This window comes from Roseateles sp. P5_D6, from assembly GCF_054049415.1.
On record NZ_JBFUMK010000034.1, the window covers coordinates 12,769 to 32,404 of the forward strand.

General features: G+C 68.1%; 15 protein-coding genes. 13 read left to right on the plus strand and 2 right to left on the minus strand.

Going from position 1 to position 19,636, the window contains the following annotated elements:
- Positions 1-3: 3 nt before the first annotated feature.
- The 4 genes from ACXJKM_RS28635 (at position 4) to ACXJKM_RS28650 (ending at position 3,663) form a co-directional block, all read left to right on the plus strand.
- The gene (locus ACXJKM_RS28635; protein ID WP_457356461.1) at positions 4-1,830 is read left to right on the plus strand and encodes a GspE/PulE family protein; all 1,827 of its coding nucleotides are present in this window, start codon (positions 4-6) and stop codon (positions 1,828-1,830) included.
- A 16-nt stretch (positions 1,831-1,846) separates the two neighbouring features.
- Entirely contained in the window at positions 1,847-2,668 is an 822-nt protein-coding gene (locus tag ACXJKM_RS28640; protein WP_457356462.1) for a hypothetical protein, read from the plus strand.
- Between the two features lie 9 nt (positions 2,669-2,677).
- Positions 2,678-3,310 (plus strand): hypothetical protein, encoded by a 633-nt coding sequence (locus ACXJKM_RS28645; protein WP_457356463.1) that lies wholly within the window; start codon positions 2,678-2,680, stop codon positions 3,308-3,310.
- 122 nt (positions 3,311-3,432) lie between these two features.
- Complete coding sequence (locus tag ACXJKM_RS28650; RefSeq protein WP_457356464.1) at positions 3,433-3,663, plus strand: sigma factor-like helix-turn-helix DNA-binding protein; 231 nt, start codon at positions 3,433-3,435, stop codon at positions 3,661-3,663.
- A gap of 45 nt (positions 3,664-3,708) precedes the next feature.
- Here ACXJKM_RS28650 and ACXJKM_RS28655 read toward each other — a convergent pair whose 3' ends face one another.
- Both ACXJKM_RS28655 and ACXJKM_RS28660 read right to left on the minus strand, forming a co-directional pair.
- Positions 3,709-5,208, minus strand: coding sequence for a protein adenylyltransferase SelO (locus ACXJKM_RS28655; protein ID WP_457356465.1), 1,500 nt, complete (start codon positions 5,206-5,208; stop codon positions 3,709-3,711).
- 125 nt (positions 5,209-5,333) lie between these two features.
- Positions 5,334-5,939 (minus strand): hypothetical protein, encoded by a 606-nt coding sequence (locus ACXJKM_RS28660; protein ID WP_457356466.1) that lies wholly within the window; start codon positions 5,937-5,939, stop codon positions 5,334-5,336.
- Between the two features lie 102 nt (positions 5,940-6,041).
- Here ACXJKM_RS28660 and ACXJKM_RS28665 point away from each other — a divergent pair, with 102 nt between their 5' ends.
- From ACXJKM_RS28665 to ACXJKM_RS28705, 9 genes are all read left to right on the plus strand, one after another.
- On the plus strand, positions 6,042-6,929 hold the full coding sequence (locus ACXJKM_RS28665) for a LysR substrate-binding domain-containing protein (RefSeq protein WP_457356467.1): 888 nt from the start codon (positions 6,042-6,044) through the stop codon (positions 6,927-6,929).
- Between the two features lie 52 nt (positions 6,930-6,981).
- A complete protein-coding gene (locus ACXJKM_RS28670; protein WP_457356468.1) occupies positions 6,982-7,878 on the plus strand; it encodes an HpcH/HpaI aldolase/citrate lyase family protein in 897 nt (298 codons plus the stop codon).
- On the plus strand, positions 7,875-10,256 hold the full coding sequence (locus ACXJKM_RS28675; protein ID WP_457356469.1) for a sodium:solute symporter: 2,382 nt from the start codon (positions 7,875-7,877) through the stop codon (positions 10,254-10,256). The genes ACXJKM_RS28670 and ACXJKM_RS28675 overlap by 4 nt, the downstream gene beginning before the upstream one ends.
- A gap of 47 nt (positions 10,257-10,303) precedes the next feature.
- Positions 10,304-11,179, plus strand: a complete 876-nt coding sequence (locus ACXJKM_RS28680) for a LysR family transcriptional regulator (protein ID WP_057297182.1) — start codon at positions 10,304-10,306, stop codon at positions 11,177-11,179.
- 162 nt (positions 11,180-11,341) lie between these two features.
- Positions 11,342-13,519, plus strand: coding sequence for a TonB-dependent receptor (locus tag ACXJKM_RS28685; RefSeq protein WP_457356470.1), 2,178 nt, complete (start codon positions 11,342-11,344; stop codon positions 13,517-13,519).
- A 68-nt stretch (positions 13,520-13,587) separates the two neighbouring features.
- The gene (locus tag ACXJKM_RS28690) at positions 13,588-14,766 is read left to right on the plus strand and encodes a serine hydrolase domain-containing protein (protein WP_457356471.1); all 1,179 of its coding nucleotides are present in this window, start codon (positions 13,588-13,590) and stop codon (positions 14,764-14,766) included.
- Positions 14,763-15,653, plus strand: a complete 891-nt coding sequence (locus ACXJKM_RS28695; RefSeq protein WP_457356472.1) for a ribokinase — start codon at positions 14,763-14,765, stop codon at positions 15,651-15,653. Before ACXJKM_RS28690 ends, ACXJKM_RS28695 begins: the two co-directional genes overlap by 4 nt.
- Positions 15,654-15,657: 4 nt before the next feature.
- Positions 15,658-17,775, plus strand: a complete 2,118-nt coding sequence (locus ACXJKM_RS28700; RefSeq protein ID WP_457356473.1) for a formylglycine-generating enzyme family protein — start codon at positions 15,658-15,660, stop codon at positions 17,773-17,775.
- Positions 17,765-19,576: a glycoside hydrolase family 127 protein gene (locus ACXJKM_RS28705; RefSeq protein ID WP_457356474.1), complete on the plus strand. Its 1,812-nt coding sequence runs from the start codon at positions 17,765-17,767 to the stop codon at positions 19,574-19,576. Before ACXJKM_RS28700 ends, ACXJKM_RS28705 begins: the two co-directional genes overlap by 11 nt.
- Positions 19,577-19,636 lie beyond the last annotated feature (60 nt).

Below are 19,636 nucleotides of genomic sequence, written 5' to 3' on the forward strand. Positions count from 1 at the left end.
TCCATGGGTGACGAGACCGTGTCGGGGCGAACTCTGCCAACCGTGGCGGACGTGCGCCATGCGCTTCGACGGGCGCGGCGGGAGCGCACAGCGGACCAGACCGTTTGGGACTGCCTGTTGCTTCAACTAACCGAAGCGAGAGGCGAGTCCTTTGGTGCGCCTGAACTGCTCCAACTGGGAGAGTTGTTGCTTCTGGCCAGCGGAGCGCAGGCAGCGTTCGACGATCAGACCCTTCAGCTCTGGCAGGGCCACCCGGCTTTGCCCGAACTGGCTCAAATGGGCATGGTGCCATTGAGGCACGAGCCTAGTCAGGCTTTGTGGGTGGGGGCGTCCGATCCCTGGGACCTAGAGGCTAACGCTCGGGCGACGGCCTGTATTGGGGTCGATGCCCAAGTCACGTTTGTGGCCTTGCCTTCGCGCTTGCTCCAGCCGTGGCAATCCCTTGCGGCAGACAAGCTTGCCGCGCAGGCTCAAGATGCTTCGAGGCGGGCCGCCAGCGGAAGGTCTGCTGCGAAGCGCGAGGACTCGGCCCCCTCGACGTTGTTCGGCCGAGGGGTCCGGGCGGCTCCTGGCGATGACGAGATGGACCGTCTGGAATCCATGGAGGGCTATGGCTTCGATCAGGGCATCGTGGTCATGGAGGAAGACCATCAGCCTGCTGAAGTGGTCAGCTTCGTGAACCAGGCGCTCCAGTCCGCCTTTGTTGCCGGGGCGAGCGACGTCCATTTCGAGTACAGCCGCGCGGGCATGACAGTGAAGCTACGGCAGGACGGCGTGATGACGTATCACTCCTCGATCGCCGGCATGCAGCGCGCGGAAGAAGTGATCTCCCGGATCAAGGTGCTGGCCCAACTGGACATCACTGAACGACGTGTGCCGCAAGACGGTAGATTCAGGTTCCGTTTCTCTGGCGGCGAACTCGACCTGCGTGTGTCGATCATGCCAAGCGTGTTCGGTGAGGATGCAGTGCTTCGTCTGCTCGACAAGGCCCAGTTGCGCTCGACCGAGGTTGCTGTATCGCTGGACCTGCTCGGCTTCGACGACCGGAGCGTGCAGGCCATTCGCGCACTGTCCGAATTGCCCCACGGCATGATGCTCATCACAGGCCCGACCGGCAGCGGCAAGACAACGACGGTTTATGGCATCTTGTCTGAGGTGAACACGGGCGACGAGAAGATCGTCACCATCGAAGACCCCGTGGAGTACGAACTCAGCGGCGTTCTGCAGATCCCGGTCAACGAGAAGAAGGGCCTTACCTTCGCCCGCGGGTTACGGTCCATTCTTCGGCATGATCCGGACCGGATTCTGGTTGGCGAGATCCGGGACGCGGAGACCGCAGAGATTGCTGTGCAATCCGCATTGACGGGCCACCAGGTTTACACGACCGTTCATGCGAACAGCGTGTTCGACGTGACGGGCCGGTTCAAGCACTTCGGGCTTGATATGTTCGGATTCATGTCCGCGCTCAACGGCGTGATCGTTCAGAGATTGGTTCGAAGGCTCTGTCCTCACTGCACCGGCTTGCGCATACCTAACGCACGAGAACAGCAGTGGCTCGAATCGGTGAAGCGCCCGCTGGATCGCGTGCCGGCGAGCGCGGGATGCTCACAGTGCCGGCAGACCGGCTACAAGGGCAGACTGGTCATTGCAGAGGTGCACCGGGTGGATGATCGGTTGCGTGACCTGGTCACCCTGAACGCGCCAGTCTCACAACTGAGAGAACATGTCATGCAAGCGGGAGTGCTGTCGCTTGCCGAGCAAGGTGCACGGCTGATTGCTGACGGCATGACCACAACCGAGGAAATCAAGCGTGTGGTGGGTTGGTACTGAATCGCACGCGCTAGAGGTGCTGCTCACGCGCACCGGATGGGCGGTCTGCCAAGACGGCTCGCTCCTTCACGCCGAAACGGCGCTGGCCCAGTCTGACGTGATTTCGTCTTTGCAGCAATGGCTGCGCAGGCACGGCGCTGGGAGGTGGTGGGCTCCCTCGCGAGCAACGATCTATCTCAGTGGCGCGCTATGCCGCCCGTTTCTTTTGCCTGAGTTGCCGCCGCTCTCTCCCGCTGAACGACAGCTGGCCATCGACGCAGCCGCGAAAGCGCGGACGGGATTCTCTGAGCCCGTGCAAATCTGGCTATCGCCCGTGATGAACGAAGGTGCGATCGCGGGCGGGGCACATCAGGTCGGCGCAGCGATACCTCTGCAGCAACTCCGCGAGCTTTTGGCTTCGTTTCGCAAGCTCACTCGGGTGAGGCTTGTGTCGGTTCAGCCTTTGTGGCGCCTGGCATTGAAGGTGGCGCTTTCCGGCGAACGTGATGGTCATGACGCTCCCGACATGTTGCTGGTGCGTGACCCTGATTCCGTCACCGTCCTGGCTGGAAAGAAGGGTGACGAGGCAGTGCAGGCCGACCAGCACGATGGATTTGCTGCTGTGATGACGGTTGACGCAGCTCAGGATGCGCTGAATCGGCGCAATGTCATCTTGCGAGTGGTCTCTGGGTTAGAGGTGGAGCCCACGCACCCTGTTCAGTTTGAGATCGGGCTTGCCAACGTAGAGAGCGCGGGTGCGAGGCCAGCCTCGGCCGACTCAGATGAAATGCCGACCGGCGATCGCCAGCCGCTCGGGGAACTTTGGGTGTTGCGCCCCTTTGAACTTGCCAGTGTTTGACAGCATCTGATGAAACCGTTGAACGTAGAACTCAAGCCGGCGTTCCCATGGCGCTCCGTGGGGATGTGGGTGGTGGTCGGCGCCGCAGCACTCGGAACTGTGATGCTGGCATGGGCGAACTGGCTGGTGCGCTGTGAGATTGAAGAACTCTCAAAGTCAAATGCACGGCTGGAGGTAGGCCTTGTAGAGCTGAAGGCGCGCAGACAGGCAGCGCTTGTAAAGCCCCCCTATCTCGATGCGCTCGGCACGCTGGTGAGCATTTCCCAGTTTCCTCTCAACTCTGCGCTTGAGGTCCTCGAGCGGGTCGATGTGCCGGGCACGCGAGTAGTCTCGTTGGAAATCGATACGGCTGAGCACCGTGCGCTTGCCATCGTCGAAGCCTCCTCCGCGGCGAATTTGCAGCTCTTCCTGGAGGGGCTTGCAGCCCAAGGCGCTGACAGCCGGTGGCAGCTGCAGTCCGTCAGTTCTGGAAGTGCGCAATCTGGGACCGCGCTCGACCTTCAAACTTCATCGCAGCATGCGTCGTCGCCCAGCGCGAGCGGCCAAGCAAACTTGAACGTTCGCCAGCCTTGGGCTGTGCCGGCAGAGTCAAAGACAGCGCCCGGTGCAACGAATGTGCAAGCGGTGGTCGTGTGGAAATGACGTAGCTCCGCGGACTCTTCTCTATTGCCTGGGCGGAGGGGCGGGTTGCAGGTCACTCGGAAGAGCTAAGCACTCCGGATAACGCGTATGTCCGGGTTTAACTGAAGCAACTGCGCCGGCGGGTGGCTAAACCGACAGAACGTCTGCCTGAAAGTGAAAGACGAGTGATCGTCAGGCACTACTTTCAGCAGTTGCCATTTGATGAGATCGCACGCGGCCTGGGCCTGACAAAGGGGCGCATATCCAAGCTCCACCATGCTGGTCTGCGGCGATTGCGCGATCACATTCGCGAACTCAACAGCGGAGATTTCTGGGCTGATGAGCGCGCTTTCAGCACAGCCACGCCGTCGTAGCGTGAGCGTCCGGCCAGCTCACCTTGACGATCGAGCCGGTGCGGTTCAAGTGCCGCAAAAAGTGCGGAATCGCGCCGTCACCTCTGTGGGCGCTGGCACTGCATAGCGCGTCAGCAGCGCAACCTCTTGCCAGGGGTTCAGCAGCGCCTCCAGCAGCGAATTGAAGGGCTGCAGATCGCCCTCGGTCGCGGCGGCCAGTGCTTCCTCGACGAGGTGGTTGCGCGGAATGACCGCGGGGCTGGCGCGGCGCATGTGCGCGGCGCGTTCCGCGCTGGCGACCTCGCCATCACGGGCGCAACGCGCGCGCCAGTGGGACAGCCAGGCGTCCAGCGCCGCGCGGTCGGCGAAGAGGTCGCGCAGCGGCTCGGGGCGGCCTTCGGCCGCGGAGGCCAGATGGCGCCAGGCGAGCGTGAAGTCGACCGCTTGCATGTGCAGCAACTTCAGCCAGTCGTCCGCCAGCGCGGCGTCGGCCTGGTCGTCGGCTGGCGTGGCAGCGAGCAAGCCCAGTTTTTGCCGCTGGCCACGCAGCAGTTCGCCGGCCAGCACCGCGGGAAAGGCGTCGATGACGGCCGTCGCTTCGGCCACGGCGCGCTCAATGGCCGGCTCGTCGTCGGTGTCTGCCATCAACGGCAGCAAGGTTTCCGCGAAGCGCGCCAGGTTCCAGCGCGCGATGCCGGGCTGGTTGCCGTAGGCGTAGCGGCCGGCGTGGTCAATGCTGCTGAAGACGGCTTGCGGGTCATAGGCCTCCATGAAGGCGCAAGGGCCGTAGTCGATGGTCTCGCCGGACAGCGCCATGTTGTCGGTGTTCATTACGCCATGGATGAAGCCCACGTTCAGCCACTGCGCCACCAGCCTGGCCTGTCGCTCTGCGACGGCGCGCAGCAGCCCGAGATGGCGGTCGGGGGCCCCGGCGAGCGTGGGGTCATGGCGGGCGATGGTGTAGTCGGCCAGGCGGCGCAATGTGTCCAGGTCGCCACGCGACGCGAAGAACTGAAAGGTGCCGACGCGCAGATGGCTGGCGGCCACGCGGGTCAGCACCGCGCCGGGCAACGGCGTCTCGCGGTACACCGGCTCGCCGGTCGCCACCACGGCAAGGGCGCGCGTGGTGGGGATGCCCAACGCATGCATGGCCTCGCCGATCAGTACCTCGCGCAGCATCGGGCCGACGGCCGCCTTGCCGTCGCCGCCGCGCGAAAATGGTGTGCGGCCCGAGCCTTTGAAGGCGATGTCGCGGCGCCGGCCCGACGCGTCGACCACCTCGCCGAGCAGCAGCGCGCGGCCGTCGCCGAGTTGCGGTGAGAAGCCGCCGAACTGATGGCCCGCATAGGCCTGCGCGATGGGCTCGGCATCGTCCGGCAGGAGGTTACCCGAGAAGAGGGCCGCAGCGTCCGGGCCGCTCAACACGCCAGCCGGCAGGCCCAGTTCTTCGGCCAATTCAGCGTTGGCGAACAGCAGGCGCGGCTCTGGCACCACGGCAGGCTTCCAGGCCACGGCGGCGCCGGGTAGTTCGCGGGCGTAGGTATGGGTGAAACCGAAGCGATGCATCTGGATCCTGGTATGTCGGACGCAAGTGTGCCGGCAAACAGTGGGCCTTTGCGGCGGAGGCTTTAGCAGGGTCGCACCACCCGTGCTACCCCCGCATGCGATGCGGGCTTTGTCTTCCGGGAAATTCAGGACCGCCGCGGCCGGCCCTGGTCGCAGAGTCGTGCCGGATCCGCGCGCGTGAACTCGGCGGTCCAGTTGGTCTCCCAGGTCTTGTCGTCGTAGGAGAAAGCCTGCGCCCAGCGGGCATGGTCGCGGTCCAGGTTCTCCCAGATGAAGCGCACCTTGACGGGCTTGTCGCCGTCCTTGTCTTCGCCATAGAACTCACCGCGGCCGCCCTGAAAGCCGCCGACGACGGGGATGGGATCGAGCCGACCCGACGGGCTGCTGACCCAGTAGATGGACCACTGGCGCTTTTGCGTGTCAAAGGCCCGCAAAGTCAGGCCGCGGCGGCCCAGCGTGGGCATGTGGAGCTCGTCGACGTTGGCGATGCCGTCCAGGTACTGAGTGAGGCACAGGTTGGCCGGGAACTCCTCCCAGTCGCGGCTGCCGGTGTTGCGCGCCTTCAGGCGGCGCTGCACCGTGGTCCAGGCGCCGCCGAGGAAGTCGAAGTCGTGCATGTCGCCCTGGCGCGCCAGCGTGTAGCCGGGCGGGTCGGCAGCGGCTGCAGGAGTGCATGCCAGCGCGGTGAGCATCGCAAAGGCGGCGAGGTTTTGAGTCGATGATGTGGGCATGTGGTGGTCTCTCGCTGGTTGGAAACCCAGTCTAGGAATCTCTCCGGTGCCGCTCAAAACGATGATTGCTGCGCTTGATGTGAAGCCGCTCTTCAAATGGCCATGAACTCGCCCGCGCTGCCGCTTGAGTCGCTGCGCGTCCTTGCGGCCTGCGTGCGACATGGCAATTTCTCGCGCGCGGCCGACGAGCTGGCGATCACGCCGACGGCCGTCAGCCAGCGCATGCGCGCGCTCGAGGCTCAGCTCGGCGTCAAGCTCTTCGGCCGTCACGGCCCCAGGCTCATCGTGACGGCGCGCGCCGCGGCGTTGGCGGCCGGTGTGGAGCAGGCGCTGGCGTTGATGCGCACGGCTGTCGACGACTGCCGGCGCGCGCGGCCGCCGTTGCGCGTGACTTGCGCGCCCACCTTCGCTGCCTGCTGGCTGGTGCCGCGCCTGGCCAGCTACCAGGTGCTCGCCGGAGCGGACGCGATCGAGCTGGACGCCGGCCAGGGCTTGTCACCGGCCGGCAGCTTCGATGTCGCCGTCCGCAGCGGCAGCGGGCCCTGGCCCGGCTATCGCGCGACCCAGCTGCTGCCCGAGCAAGGCACGCCCATGCTCAGCCCGCGGCTGGCAGGGCAGAACAAGAGCTGGACGGTGGACGACCTGCTCGGCCTGCCACTGATCCCCGACCCGCGCTGGCCCGCCTGGTTCCAGGCGGCAGGCCGGCCTGGCGCGCGACCGAACTTTGTCGCGACGCGCTTTCCGAACTACGAGCTGGAGGCGCGCGCCGCCGTACAGGGCCTGGGCGTGGCCCTGCTGTCGCCCGTGCTGTTCGGCGATCTGTGTGAGCGCGGCGAGCTGCTCGCGCCCTTTGCCACGGTGGTTCAGGGCCCCGACAGCTATTGGCTGCTGGCGCCCGCCGAGGCGCCGCCGTCGCATTTCGAGCAGTGGCTGGCGACCCAGCTCGCCGCCGCCGCGCCGCCGCCGGGCGCAAGCAAAACTATCGTTTGAAGATGCCGGACAGCAGGTTTGGTTGGGGGTCTGTTAGCCCACACTGCCGGCCATGTTCAGCCCGCCTCCCGCCGCCACCCTGCGCGGCTTTCGCAGCAAGCTCTTCGTGCCCGGTGCGCGCCCGGAGCTGTTCGACAAGGCCTTGAGTGGCGCGGCCGATGCCCTCTCCTTCGACCTGGAAGATGCCGTGCTGCCCGAGGCTAAGCCGCGTGCTCGCGCCGACGTTGCCGCGGCCCTGGCGCGCGCCGCCGCGCTGCGGCAACGGCCCCTCGTCATCGTGCGCGTCAATGCGCCGGGCACGCCCTGGTTCGAGGACGACCTGCGTGCGCTGATGCAGCCGGGCCTGGATTGGATCAACCTGCCCAAGGCCGAGTCGGCTGCCGACGTGCTGCACGCCGCCAGGCTGCTGGGTGACCTGGAGGCCGCCGCTGGGCGCGCCACGCCGGTCGGCCTGCTCGTCAACATCGAAAGCGCCGCCGCGCTCGGCCGTGCCGCCGACATCGGTGCCGCCCATCCGCGCGTCATCGGGCTGCAACTTGGCCTGGCCGACCTCTACGAGCCCCTGGGCATCGCCCGTCACGACAGCGCCAATGTGCATGCCACGCTGCACGCGCTGCGCATGGCGGCGGCCGCTGCCGGCGTGCCGGCCTATGACGGCGCCTACCCGGACATCGCCGACCTCGACGGCTTTCGCGCCGAGGCTCAGATGGCGCGGCGCCTGGGCTTTGCCGGCAAGAGCTGCGTCCATCCGCGCCAGGTCGCGCTGGCCAACGAGGTCTTCGGTGCCAGCCCCGATGAGCTGGCCTGGGCCGAACGCGTCGTCGCCGCGGCCGGTCAGGCCGCGGCCGAGGGTCGTGGCGTCGTCGTGCTGGATGGCCGCATGATCGATGCTCCTTTTGTCCAGCGTGCGCGCCATCTGCTGCAAGCTTCCCGCGGAGTGACCCCTTGACCGACCGATTCCTGGCCTGGGGCCGGCCGTTCTTCGTGTTGCTGCTGCTCGCCCTGCTGGCCGGCGCGGCGCGCGCCGACAGCCTCGTCAACCTGCGCCGCTCGGCGCTGCCAGCCTTGCCTGCGACCGCCCAGGTGCTGGCCGCCGTCGATGGCCGCGCGGTCGCCTTCAGCGGTGATGGCGCCTGGCTGCTGGACGTGGACGCGGCACGCTGGAGGCCGCAGGCCTGGACGCAACCGGTACTGGGCGCGGCGACGGCGGCAGGCCAGTCCGTGCTGCTGCTGGGCACAGCAGGCCAGACCACCGGCGTGGCCCGGCTGACGCTGCAGCAGCAGCGCCTGGTGCCGCAAGCCTTGCCGGCCCTGCCAACTCCCCTGCGCGCAGCCCGCACGGCGCTGACGGCCGACGAGCTGTGGCTGACCGGCCTGGACGGCCAGGGTCGCCCGGTGCTGCTGCAACTGCCCCTGCAAGCCGCCGATGCGCGCTGGCAGATCCATGCCGCCCGGCCTGGCGCCAACCCAGCGCGCGCCATGTTCGCGCAGACGCGCGCCGTCTTCGTCGTGGAGGAGGGCGCCACGCCCACGGCGCCCGACAGCCTGTGGCGCTGGACGCTTGAGGCCGGCTGGGAGGCGCGCGGCCTGCTGCCCGGCCGCCTGGCTGGCCCCTGGGTGCGCGCAACCGGCCAGGCGCACAGCCTCTTCGTCATTCAGCCCCTGGCCGGCGGCGCGCCGCGGCTGATGAGCTGGCAGACCATCACCCAGTCCTGGGCCGAGCTGCCAGACAGCGCCTTGAGTGGCGTGGCCCAGGCCCTGCCCTGGCAGGACGGCTGGCTGTGGCTGGACGGCGCTGGCAAGGCAGCGACGCTGGAGGTCGAGTCCGGCAAGCTGCTGCTCAAGCCGCTGGACTGGGCCGTCATCGTCGTCTACCTCACCGCCATGCTCGGCATGGGCCTGTACTTCTATCTGCGCGAGAAACGCCAGTCGACGACCGAGTTCTTCGTCGGTGGCCGCAAGATCCCGTTCTGGGCCGCGGGCGTCAGCCTGTACGCGGCCAACACGAGCTCCATCAGCTACATCGCCATCCCCGCCAAGGCCTTCGAGACCAACTGGCAGTACATGACGAACAACCTCATCGCCGTGCTCGGCCTGATGTTCGTCGCGGTGTGGATCGTGCCGCTGCTGCGCCGGCTGGACCTGATGAGCGTGTTCTCCTACCTGGAGACGCGCTTCCACCCCGCCATCCGCATGCTGGCCAGCGGCCTGTTCATGCTGACCCAGCTCGGCAGCCGCATGAGCGTCATCCTCTACCTGCCGTCGCTGGCCATCGCCACCATCACCGGCGTCCCGGTGACGTGGAGCATCCTGATGATGGGGCTGTTCACCATCTGCTACACGGCGCTGGGCGGCATGAAGGCGGTGGTGTGGACCGACGTCGTGCAGCTCGTCGTCAAGATGGGCGGCGCCCTGTTCGCCATCGCCTTCATCGTCTGGTCGCTGGACGGCGGCATGGCCGAGTTCATGCGCACGGCAGCGGCCGAGAACAAGACCCGCGTCTTCGACTTCAGCTTCGACCTCAGCAAGGCCACGGTCTGGGGCTTCCTCTTCCTGGTGCTGTTCGATGTGGTGCTGACCTTTCCCAAGGACCAGGTGCTGATGCAGCGCACGCTATCTACCGCCAACGCCAAGGAAGCCGGCCGCTCGATCTGGGCCTTCGCGGCCATCATGATCCCCGGCGGCATCGTCTTCTACACCATCGGCACGGCGCTGTTCGTCTTCTACAAGGCCCACCCCGAGCGCATGAACCCGCTGCTCAGCATCGACGCGACCTTCCCCCTGTTCATTGCCGCTGAGCTGCCCACGGGCCTGACCGGCCTCATCATTGCCGGCATCTTTGCCGCGGCGATGGCGACGCTGTCCAGCATCATCAACAGCGTGTCGACGCTGGCCTCGGTGGACTTCTACGAGAAGCTCGTGAAGAACCCCGACCCGGCCCGCAGCGTGCGCTTCGCGGAGTGGATGACGGTGGCCGCCGGCCTGCTGGGCATCGCCTTCGCGCTGCTGCTGTCGCGCTATGACATCCACTCGCTGTTCGACGTTTCCATCGAGCTGGCCGGCCTGCTCGGTGGTGGCTTCGCGGGCGCCTACACGCTGGGCATGTTCACGCGCCGCGCCAACTCGCCCGGCGTGGCCATCGGCGTCGCTGCGGCCATCCTGCTGACGACGGTGGCCTGGTATTTCAAGCTGCTGCACCCCTACCTGTATCTCGGCATGTCCATCATGCTGTGCATCGTCGTGGGCTATCTGGCCAGCCTGTTCTTCCCGGTGCCGACGCGTTCGCTGCGCGGGCTGACGATCTACCGGCAGGACGCCGTGGAGTAACCTCCCAGCCACAGGCAGCCGCCCAGAGCTGCATCAGGACACGCACGTTGGAGACCCAGTTCCTGCACACCTTCGTGGCCGTCGTCGACCACGGCTCGATGGCCGCCGCCGCGCGCGTGCTCAACATCACGCCAGCGGCGGTGGCCCAGCAGATCCGCACGCTGGAGCGCGAGATCGGCGCGCCGCTGATCGCCCGCGCCGGCCGCTCGGTGCACGTCACCGAGCCGGGTTCGCGCATCCTCGAGCGCACGCGCGAACTGCTGCGCGGCGTGGCCGACCTGAGCACCATCGCCACCGATGAGACGCCGGCCGGCGAGCTGCGCCTGGGCGCCGGCACCAATGCGCTGACCGGCCTGGTGCCCGACATCCTGGCCCGCCTCGTCGAGCTGCATCCCAGGCTCAAGGTCTTCATCCGGCCCGGCTATTCGCCCGAGCTCTACCGCGCCGTCGAGGCCGGCGACCTGGATGCGGCCGTCGTGCTGGAGGCGCCCTTCCCGCTGCCCAAGACCTGTGGCTGGGAGCTGCTGCGCGAGGAGCAGCTCGTTGTGCTGGCGCCCCGCAAATGGGCCGGCCGCGACCCGCATGAGCTGTTGGCCAGCGAGCCGCTGGTGCGCTACGACCGCACGCAATGGGGCGGCCGCGTCGCCGACCAATACCTGCAGCGCGCCGGCATCGTGCCGCAGGAGCGCTTCGAGCTGAATGCGCTCAACGCCATCGCCGTCATGGTGGACCGGGGCCTGGGTGTGTCGCTGGTGCCGGACTGGCTGCGCCCCTGGCCCGAGGGGCTGGATGTCGTCTGCCTGCCGCTGCCCCTGCCCAGCGAGCCACGCCGCATCGGCGTCGTGTGGTCGCGCGCGACGGTGCGCCACCGCCTGGTCACGGCCTTTCTGCGCGAAGCGCGTGCGGTGTCCGGCCTGGCCTGAGCCGGCTGCATCGGCACACAACAAATTCTTGGGCTTGAACATAGGTGGCGAGGGTGTGAGCTTGTCACGCACTGGCTGAGACTGCGGCCACAGCGCCCGCCACGCCACGCCCACCGGCGTCAGTGCAGAAGGCGCGCCCACAGATCGATGGAAAGCACAAAGATGACGAGACAAGCACCGGCCGGCCAGGGCCACACCACCCGTTTCCCCCGCCGCGCCATCGCGCTGGCGGTCGTTGCCACTCTGGGCGCGGCCGGCGCACAGGCTCAGCAGGCCGCTGCCGATGCCGACACCAACGCGGACGGGACCGAGCTCCAGCGCGTCATCGTCACCGGCACGCGCGTGCCCAAGGCCGTCGACAAGATCCCGGGTGCCGTCACGCTGATCACCAAGGAAGAGATCGCCCACACGCTGAACATGACCGACGACATGACGGCCGTGCTGTCGCGCACGGTGCCGGGCTATGCGGAGTCATCTCAGGCCATGAGCAACACCGGCGAGAACCTGCGCGGCCGCATCGCGTTGCGCTTGTTCGATGGCGTGCCCCAGGGCTCGCCGCTGCGCGAGGGCACGCGCAACGCCAGCTTCACCGACATGGGCCTGGTCGGCCGCATCGAGGTCATCAACGGCCCGTCGGCGTCGGAAGGCATCGGCGCGGCAGGCGGCATCATCAACTACCTGTCCAAGTCGCCCACCAAGATGGGCAGCGAGGTCACGCTGACGGCGCGCTACACGACGGCCTTCGAGGACGACAGTGCCGGCTGGAAGCTGGGCGCCAACTACGCCTTCAAGGCCGACGACTGGGACTTCATCGGCGCCGTTTCGCGCATCGACCGCGGCATGACCTACGACGGCCACGGCCGCCGCATCGGCCTGAACACCAGCGGCTCGGTCGCCGACTCCACGGCCAACAATGTCTACGCCAAGGCCGGTTTCAACTTCGGCGCCAACCGCGAGCAGCGCATCCAGGCCTCGCTGTCCAAGTTCAAGATCGAGGGCAAGGGCAACTACCACCTCGTCGACGGCGACCGCACGGCGGGCTCCACCAACACCTCCGAGCGGCCGGGCCTGTTCGGCACCCTCAGCGAGATCAACGACTTCGCGCAGAGCACGCTCTCCTACAAGCACAACGACCTGTGGGGCGGCTCGCTGTCGCTGGACGCCTACTACGCCGACCAGAAGATGCGCTACCCGGCCGAGAACGGTGCCGACCGACAGGACCCGCTGATCGCGCCGCTGGGCACGCTGGTGGACCAGTCCGAGGTGCGCACACGCAAATACGGCCTGCGCAATGCCTACAGCCATGGCGATGTCTTCGGCGTCGAAGGGCTGGAGGTGCGCGGGGGCGTCGACCTGACGCACGATACCGCCAGGCAGTGGCTGGCGCTGACCGACCGCCTGTGGGTGCCACCGATGAACTACAGCAGCGTCGCGCCGTGGTTCCAGACGTCCTATGACATCGGGCCAGTGACGATCTCTGGCGGTTTCCGCCGCGAGGACGGCGAGCTGGAGGTGGCCGACTACAAGACGACCTATTTCCGCAACCGCGTGGACGTCAAGGGCGGCACGCTGAACTACAAGGCCAACCTGCCCAATATCGGCGCGGTCTGGAAGATCGGCAACGGCTGGTCGGCCTTCGTCTCCAGCGGCAAGGGCTTCACGCTGCCCAATGTCGGCATCCCGCTGCGCAACATCAGCTACCCAGGCCAGTCCGTCGCAGGCATCCTGGACCTGCAAGCCGTCATCGTGAAGAACAACGAGGTCGGCTTCAACTGGCGCGGCGCCATGGGTTCCTTCGGGGGCTCCTACTACAAGAGCAAGTCCGACTTCGGCCAGTCGCTGTCCATCGACCCGGTCACCAACGACTTCCTGCTGTCGCGTCAGCCCGTCAACATCAGCGGCTACGAGCTGACCGGCGAGCTGCGCGCCACGCGTGACCTGAAGTTCACGGCGCTGTACTCGCACACCTCCGGCAAGACCTGGTTCACCAGCGGCGGCCCGCTGACCAAGCAGATGGGCGTGCTCGACATCAACCCCGACAAGCTCGGCGCTTCGGCCACCTGGCGTTTCCTGCCCCAGGCCGATTTGACGCTGGGCGCGACCAAGCTGAGCTCGCGTGATCTCAATGTCGGCACCAGCGCCGAGGAGCACACCAAGGGCTACACGCTGTTCGACTTCAGCGCCAACTGGGACTGGGGCCATGGCGGCAAGAGTTCGCTGGGCATCGAGAACCTGACCAACAAGTTCTACGTGCTGAGCTGGTCGCAGGTGGTGGGCTTCCGCAACTACACCTCCGGCCGCGGCCGCGTCGTGTCGTTGACGCATACGGTGACCTTCTGACCCCTGCCTTTCGACCCGAACCGACACGGCGCCTGCTGCTGGCCGCTGCGGCCGCGGCCGCCTGGCCGGTGCGGGCCGAGCCGGCGCTGCCGGCCTGCACGCCGGCCTCGGCCGGCTTCTCGGTCGAGCGCCTGCGGCGCTTGAACGCTTTCCTCGAAGGCGACACGCGTGCCAGCGCACGCGGCCCCGGCCATCTCGGCGCCGTCGTGCTGCTGGCGCGCGATGGTTGCGTGCTGCATCACCAGGCCCACGGCCACCGCGACCTCGCACGCCGCGAGGCCATGCCGCTGGACGCGATCTTCCGCATCTACTCGATGACCAAGCCGATCGCGTCGGTGGTGGTGCTGATGCTGATGGAGGAGGGCGCGCTGACGCTGGACGACCCGGTCGAGCGCCACTTGCCCGAGTTCGCGAGCCAGCGTCTGCGCGAAGGCGGCAGGCCGCACTGGCCGGTCACGCTGCGTCATCTGCTGACGCACACCTCGGGTTTTGACACCGACGGCGCGCCGGTCGACCCGCAGGCCGCGCCCGACCTGGCGACGTTCGCGCGCCGCGTCGCCGCCGTGCCGCTGGCCGTCGAGCCCGGCAGCCGCTTCCGCTACGACGGCACCAACACCGACGTGCTGTGCCGCGTTGTCGAAGTCGTGTCGGGTCGGCCCTTTGCGCAATTCCTGCGTGAACGCCTGTTCGAACCCCTGGGCATGGGCGATACCGGCTTCACGGTGCCCGCCGCGCAGCGCTACCGCGTCGCCGACATCACGAGCGTCACCGACGACGGCCGCCTCGTGCTCGCCAAGGCCCGCTCGGCCGACGCGCCGGGCGTGGCGCTGCGCGACTATGACGGCGGTGCCGGCGGCCTCTATTCAACGGCGAATGACTATCTGCGCTTCGCCCAGATGCTGCTCGACGAGGGCTGGTGGCGGGGCCGCCAGCTGCTGTCGCCCAGGACCGTGGCGCTGATGCGCATGAACCAGGTCGGCCACCTGGACGTCGGCAACGACCTCGGCCCCGGCGAGGGCTTTGGCCTGGGCGTGTCCATGGTGCTGGACGTCGCCCGCCGCGGCCGGCTGGGTTCCGAGGGCTCCTTCGGCTGGCCGGGTGCGGCCACCACCTATTTCACCGTCGACCCGCGCGAGCGTCTCGTCGCCATCCTGCTGATGCAGCATGTGCCGCGCGGCGTCGCCACTGACCCGCCGCGGCCGCCGGCCGCCTTCCACAACCTCGTCTACCAGGCCCTCGAACGATGACGCCTCCCGCCATCCTGGTCGCCGGCTCGGCCAATCTCGATTTCGTCGTGCGCGCGCCGCGCATCCCGGTGCCCGGCGAGACCGTGCTGGGCCGCGGCTTCCAGACCTTCCCCGGCGGCAAGGGCGCCAACCAGGCCGTGGCCTGCGCGCGCGCCGGTGGCGTGGCGACGGACATGCTCGTCGCCCTCGGCCAGGACGCCTACGCCGCAGAGCTCGAAGCTTCGCTGCGCGCCGCTGGCGTGACGCCCCACATCGTCCGCCCCGAGGGCCTGGCCACGGGCACCGCCTTCATCTGCGTGTCCGACGACGCCGAGAACGCCATCACCGTCGCGCCCGGCGCCAATGCCGGCCTGGCGCCCGAACACCTGCCACCGCTGAGCCATTACAGCCACCTGCTGCTGCAACTGGAGACGCCACTGGCCACCGTCACGGCCTGCGCGCGCGTCGCCCATGCCGCCGGGCTCAACGTGACGCTGAACGGCGCGCCTGCCCAACCCCTGCCGCGCGCGCTGCTGGGCGCGCTGGACCTGCTCGTCGTCAATGAGGGCGAGCTGGCCGCCATCAGCGGCATCCAGCATGACATCGACGCGGCCATCGCCTCGCTGGACGTGCCCTGCGTCGTCGTCACGCTGGGCGCACGCGGCGTGCGGGCACGCTGCGGCGCGGCCTGGTTCGAGCAGCCCGGCTTTACGGTCGAGGTTGTCGACACGACCGCGGCCGGTGACACTTTCTGCGGCGCCCTGGTGGCCGAGTTGGCGAATGGCGCCCGCTGGCCCGAGGCGCTGCGCTTGGCCTGCGCCGCTGCGGCCCTGGCCTGCACGCGGCCAGGCGCGCAGAGCAGCATCCCCGCGCGTGCCGAGGTCGAGTCCTTTCTGCAGTCCCGATAAATCCATGGCCGAGTACAAGTTCTCCCACGTCACGACACAGCGCTACCTGCCCACGCCGGGCAAGGCGCCGGGCTGGCCGTTTGCCGAAATCGGCCATTGGCAGATGGACGTCAACGGCACGGCCGACGACTGGCTGCGCGACCTGCGCGACTGGCGGCGCGAGCACCTGGTGCGCATCGGCTATGACGACGCCAACTACCGCCGCCCCGAGCTGCAGTGGGCGCAGCGCAATTTCGTGCACGCGCAGATGATGGTCGAGGACCGCTTCTTCTTCGACGCGGCCACCGGCGRMTACACGGTSGACCGCTACCTCGACGACCTCGAGCAGCGYTWTGGYGGCMTSGACAGCGTGCTGATCTGGYACGTCTACCCSAACATCGGCATCGACGASCGCAACCAGWYCGACCTCGCSCACGACCTGCCGGGCGGCCTGGCAGGGCTGAAGCGCGCAGTGGACGCCTTCCATCGCCGCGGCGTGCGCGTCTTCCTCCCCACCAAGCCCTGGGACCACGGCACCCGCGAGCACGCCGAGAGCGACTGGGAGGCCATCGCCCACATCGTCGAGGCCGTTGGCGCCGACGGCATCAACGGCGACACCTACAACGGCGTGCCGCGAGCTTTCTTCGACGCCTGCGAGCGGCGCGGGCGCTATGTCGTGCTGCAGCCGGAGTCGACGATCTCCTGTGAGGAGCAGTTGATCTGGAATGTGCAGAGCTGGGGCAAGAAGGTGCCGCAGGACGTCGTGCCGGTCGTCGCCAAGTTCAAGTGGCTGGAACCCCGCCACATGATCAACCTCGAGAACCGCTGGAGCCGCGACCGCAACAACGATTTCCAGTACTGCTTCTTCAACGGCGTGGGCTACAACGCCTGGGAAAACGTCTGGGGCATCTGGAACGGCTTCACCGGCCGGGATGCCGCCACGCTCAAGCGCATCGCGACGCTGTACCGCGCGCTGGCACCGCTGCTGGTCAGCCGCGACTGGCGGCCCTATGCGCCGACGCTGCAGGCGGGTGTGTTCGCCAGCGCCTTCCCGGTTGGCGGGCGGCGGCTGTGGACGATCGTCAACCGCAACGAGTACGCGGTCGATGGCGAGCAGCTCGCCGTCGAGCATGCCGAGGGCACGCGCTACTTCGACATGTGGAACGGTGTCGAGGTGCAGCCGCGCGTGGACGGTGCCCAGGCGATCTTCTCGGTGGCGCTGGAGGCGCGGGGCTTTGGCGCGCTGCTGGCCGTTGCGGCTGGTGAGTCGGTGGACGGGTCTTTGCTGGCTCGCATGGCCGAGCTGGCGCGCACGCCGCTGCAGTCGCTGGACAAGACCTGGCGGCCGCTGACGCAGCAGCTCGTCGCCATTGCACCCACACCGTGCGTCGAAAAGGCACCTGAGGGCATGGTCGAGATCCCTGCCGGTGAGTTCGACTTCGCCGTCGGCGGCGTCGAGGTCGAGGGCCAGACCTGGGCGGGCCTGGACGTGCAATACCCATGGGAAGACAGCCCGCGCCGCCAGCATCGCCGTCGCATGGACATGCCGCGCTTCTTCATGGACCGCACGCCGGTGACCAACGCGCAGTTCCATGCCTTCGTGCTGGCCGCGCGCTATCAACCGGCGGATGCGCACAACTTCCTGCGCCATTGGGTGAACGGTGAGCCGCCCGCAGGCTGGGCCAACAAGCCGGTGACCTGGGTCGGCATCGAGGACGCCCGCGCCTATGCCGCCTGGGCAGGCAAGCGCCTGCCGCATGAWTGGGAGTGGCAATACGCCGCCCAAGGCGGCGACGGCCGCGCCTATCCCTGGGGCGAGGCCTGGGACGCGAGCGCCGTGCCGCCGCCCAATACCGGTCGCACACTGACCCCGCCCGCCGACGTCGAAACCCACCTGCGCGGCGCCAGCCCGTTTGGCGTGCTGGACCTGGTTGGCAATGTCTGGCAGTGGACCGATGAATACGCCGACAACCACACCCGCGCCGCCGTGCTGCGCGGCGGCAGCAGCTATCAGCCACAGACCTCGCACTGGTACTTCCCGCAGGCCTACCGGCTCGACCAGCACGGCAAATACCTGCTGATGGCGCCGTGCAAGGACCGCTCGGGCATGCTGGGTTTCCGCTGTGTCGTCGATGCGCGCTGAGGTCCAGCTCGGCGGCGTGCTCGGCGAGGCCGTCGAAGCCAGCCGCCGCGGCCGGCTGCACCGCTTCATCGCCGGGCCCGAGAGCCCGGCCATTGCGCTGTTCCTGCGCGCCGTGGCGGACAAGAACCTGGAGGGCGACTGGTACGGCGAGCACGCCGGCAAATGGCTGGTCGCTGCTTCCCGAGCTGCGGCCCGTAGCGGTGACGCCGAGCTGGAGTCTCACGTGCGCGCCGTCGCCGACTTCCTCTGCGCCCAGCAGGAAGCCGACGGCTATCTCGGCACCTATGCCGCGCCACGTCGCTTCATGGTCAAGCAGGCACCCAAGCCGCCGACCTGGGACGGCGCGCCGAGCCTGCGCACCTGGGACATCTGGACACACAGCTATCTGATCCTGGGGCTGCTCGAAGCGCACCGCCATTTCGCGGAGCCGGCCTGGCTGGCAGCGGCCCGCCGCATCGGCGACCTCTGCGCGAGCGCGCTGGCGGAGATCGACATCACCGACCTCGGCAACCACCACGGCATGTCGGCCACGGTGCTGATGGACCCGGCTTGCGAGCTTTACTTCGTGACTGGCGAGCGCCGCTACCTGGACCTGGCCGAGCGCATCCTCGAACAGGGCGACCGCCACGCGCCGCTGGCCCTGCTGAGCCGCGCGCTGGCCGGCGCCGACGCGGCCGATATCGCCACCGGCAAGGCCTACCAGCTGCTATGGAACCTCGTCGGCCTGGCCAAGCTGCACCGTGCGACCGGCCGGCCCGAGCTGCTCGCTGCCGTGCATGCGCTGTGGGCCGGCATCCGTGACAAGCACCTGAGCCTGGGCGGCGGCCCCTGGGGCGGCGTGGCCCACCGGTCGCGCGAGGTCTTCAATGCGCCGGGCAGCTTTGTGCCCGAGGCCTATGTCGAGACCTGCTCGACGCTGGCCTGGGTCCAGCTCAACCGCGAGCTGCTGCAGCTCAGCGGCGATGCGCGCTACGCCGAGGAGATCGAGCGCGCGGCCTACAACGATCTCTTGGGCTCTATCGCGCCCAATGGCGAGGACTGGTGCTACTACAGCTTCCCCAATGGGCGGCGTGTGCACACCACGTATTGGCGCTGCTGCAAGAGCAGCGGCGCGATGGCGCTGGAGGAGCTGCCGGCGCTGGCCGTCAGCGGTGGCGAGGGCGAGCTGACGGTGCATCTGCACGGCCCGCTGACGGCGCGCGTCGGCGGCGTGGGCCTGCGCATCGAGACGGGCTATCCGTACGAAAGCGACGTGGCGCTGACCCTTGACCCTGATGCGCCCGCTCGCTTCACGCTGAAGCTACGCTGCCCGTCCTGGGCCGAGGGTGCCCATGCAGTGGTGGGCGGTGAGCGCTTCGCCGGCACGCCGGGCAGCTATCTCGCCATCGACCGCGTCTGGCAGCCCGGCGATACCGTCAGGCTGTGCCTGCCGATGAAGGCCGAGCTGCACCAGCGCCGCAACCGCAATGTGCAGGAATCGCGCGCGCCCGACGGCAGCGCCGTTCACCAGACGGTGCTCGATCTGGGCTATGTGGCGTTGACGCGAGGCCCCCTCGTCTTCTCGACCCCACTGATCGACGGCTTCAAGACCGCCGAGACAGTGAGGCTGCCCGAGGCGCCGCTCGAACACTGGGTCAGCGAAGTGGCCGGCGCCGAAGTGCCGACGCTGCGCATGAGTCTGGGCTACCGCACGCCGCTGGACTTCCAGCCCTATTTCCTCGCCGGTGGCCGCGAGGACGGTGCCTGGCGCCTGACCTGGTTGTCGACCGCGCCGGTGACCACGACAACCAAGATTCCGTGATGCCTGAGCGAACGCCAGCGCCCTTAGTTGCGCCGGACTTCTGGCCCAGACTGGCCGCCA

What these genes read in the sequence shown, in the direction of transcription:
- ACXJKM_RS28635 (WP_457356461.1), top strand. Translation starts at nt 4, where the DNA reads ATGGGTGACGAGACCGTGTCGGGGCGAACTCTGCCAACCGTGGCGGAC.
- ACXJKM_RS28645 (WP_457356463.1), top strand. Translation starts at nt 2,678, where the DNA reads ATGAAACCGTTGAACGTAGAACTCAAGCCGGCGTTCCCATGGCGCTCC.
- ACXJKM_RS28655 (WP_457356465.1), bottom strand. Translation starts at nt 5,208, where the DNA reads ATGCATCGCTTCGGTTTCACCCATACCTACGCCCGCGAACTACCCGGC.
- ACXJKM_RS28660 (WP_457356466.1), bottom strand. Translation starts at nt 5,939, where the DNA reads ATGCCCACATCATCGACTCAAAACCTCGCCGCCTTTGCGATGCTCACC.
- ACXJKM_RS28665 (WP_457356467.1), top strand. Translation starts at nt 6,042, where the DNA reads ATGAACTCGCCCGCGCTGCCGCTTGAGTCGCTGCGCGTCCTTGCGGCC.
- ACXJKM_RS28670 (WP_457356468.1), top strand. Translation starts at nt 6,982, where the DNA reads ATGTTCAGCCCGCCTCCCGCCGCCACCCTGCGCGGCTTTCGCAGCAAG.
- ACXJKM_RS28685 (WP_457356470.1), top strand. Translation starts at nt 11,342, where the DNA reads ATGACGAGACAAGCACCGGCCGGCCAGGGCCACACCACCCGTTTCCCC.
- ACXJKM_RS28695 (WP_457356472.1), top strand. Translation starts at nt 14,763, where the DNA reads ATGACGCCTCCCGCCATCCTGGTCGCCGGCTCGGCCAATCTCGATTTC.
- ACXJKM_RS28705 (WP_457356474.1), top strand. Translation starts at nt 17,765, where the DNA reads ATGCGCGCTGAGGTCCAGCTCGGCGGCGTGCTCGGCGAGGCCGTCGAA.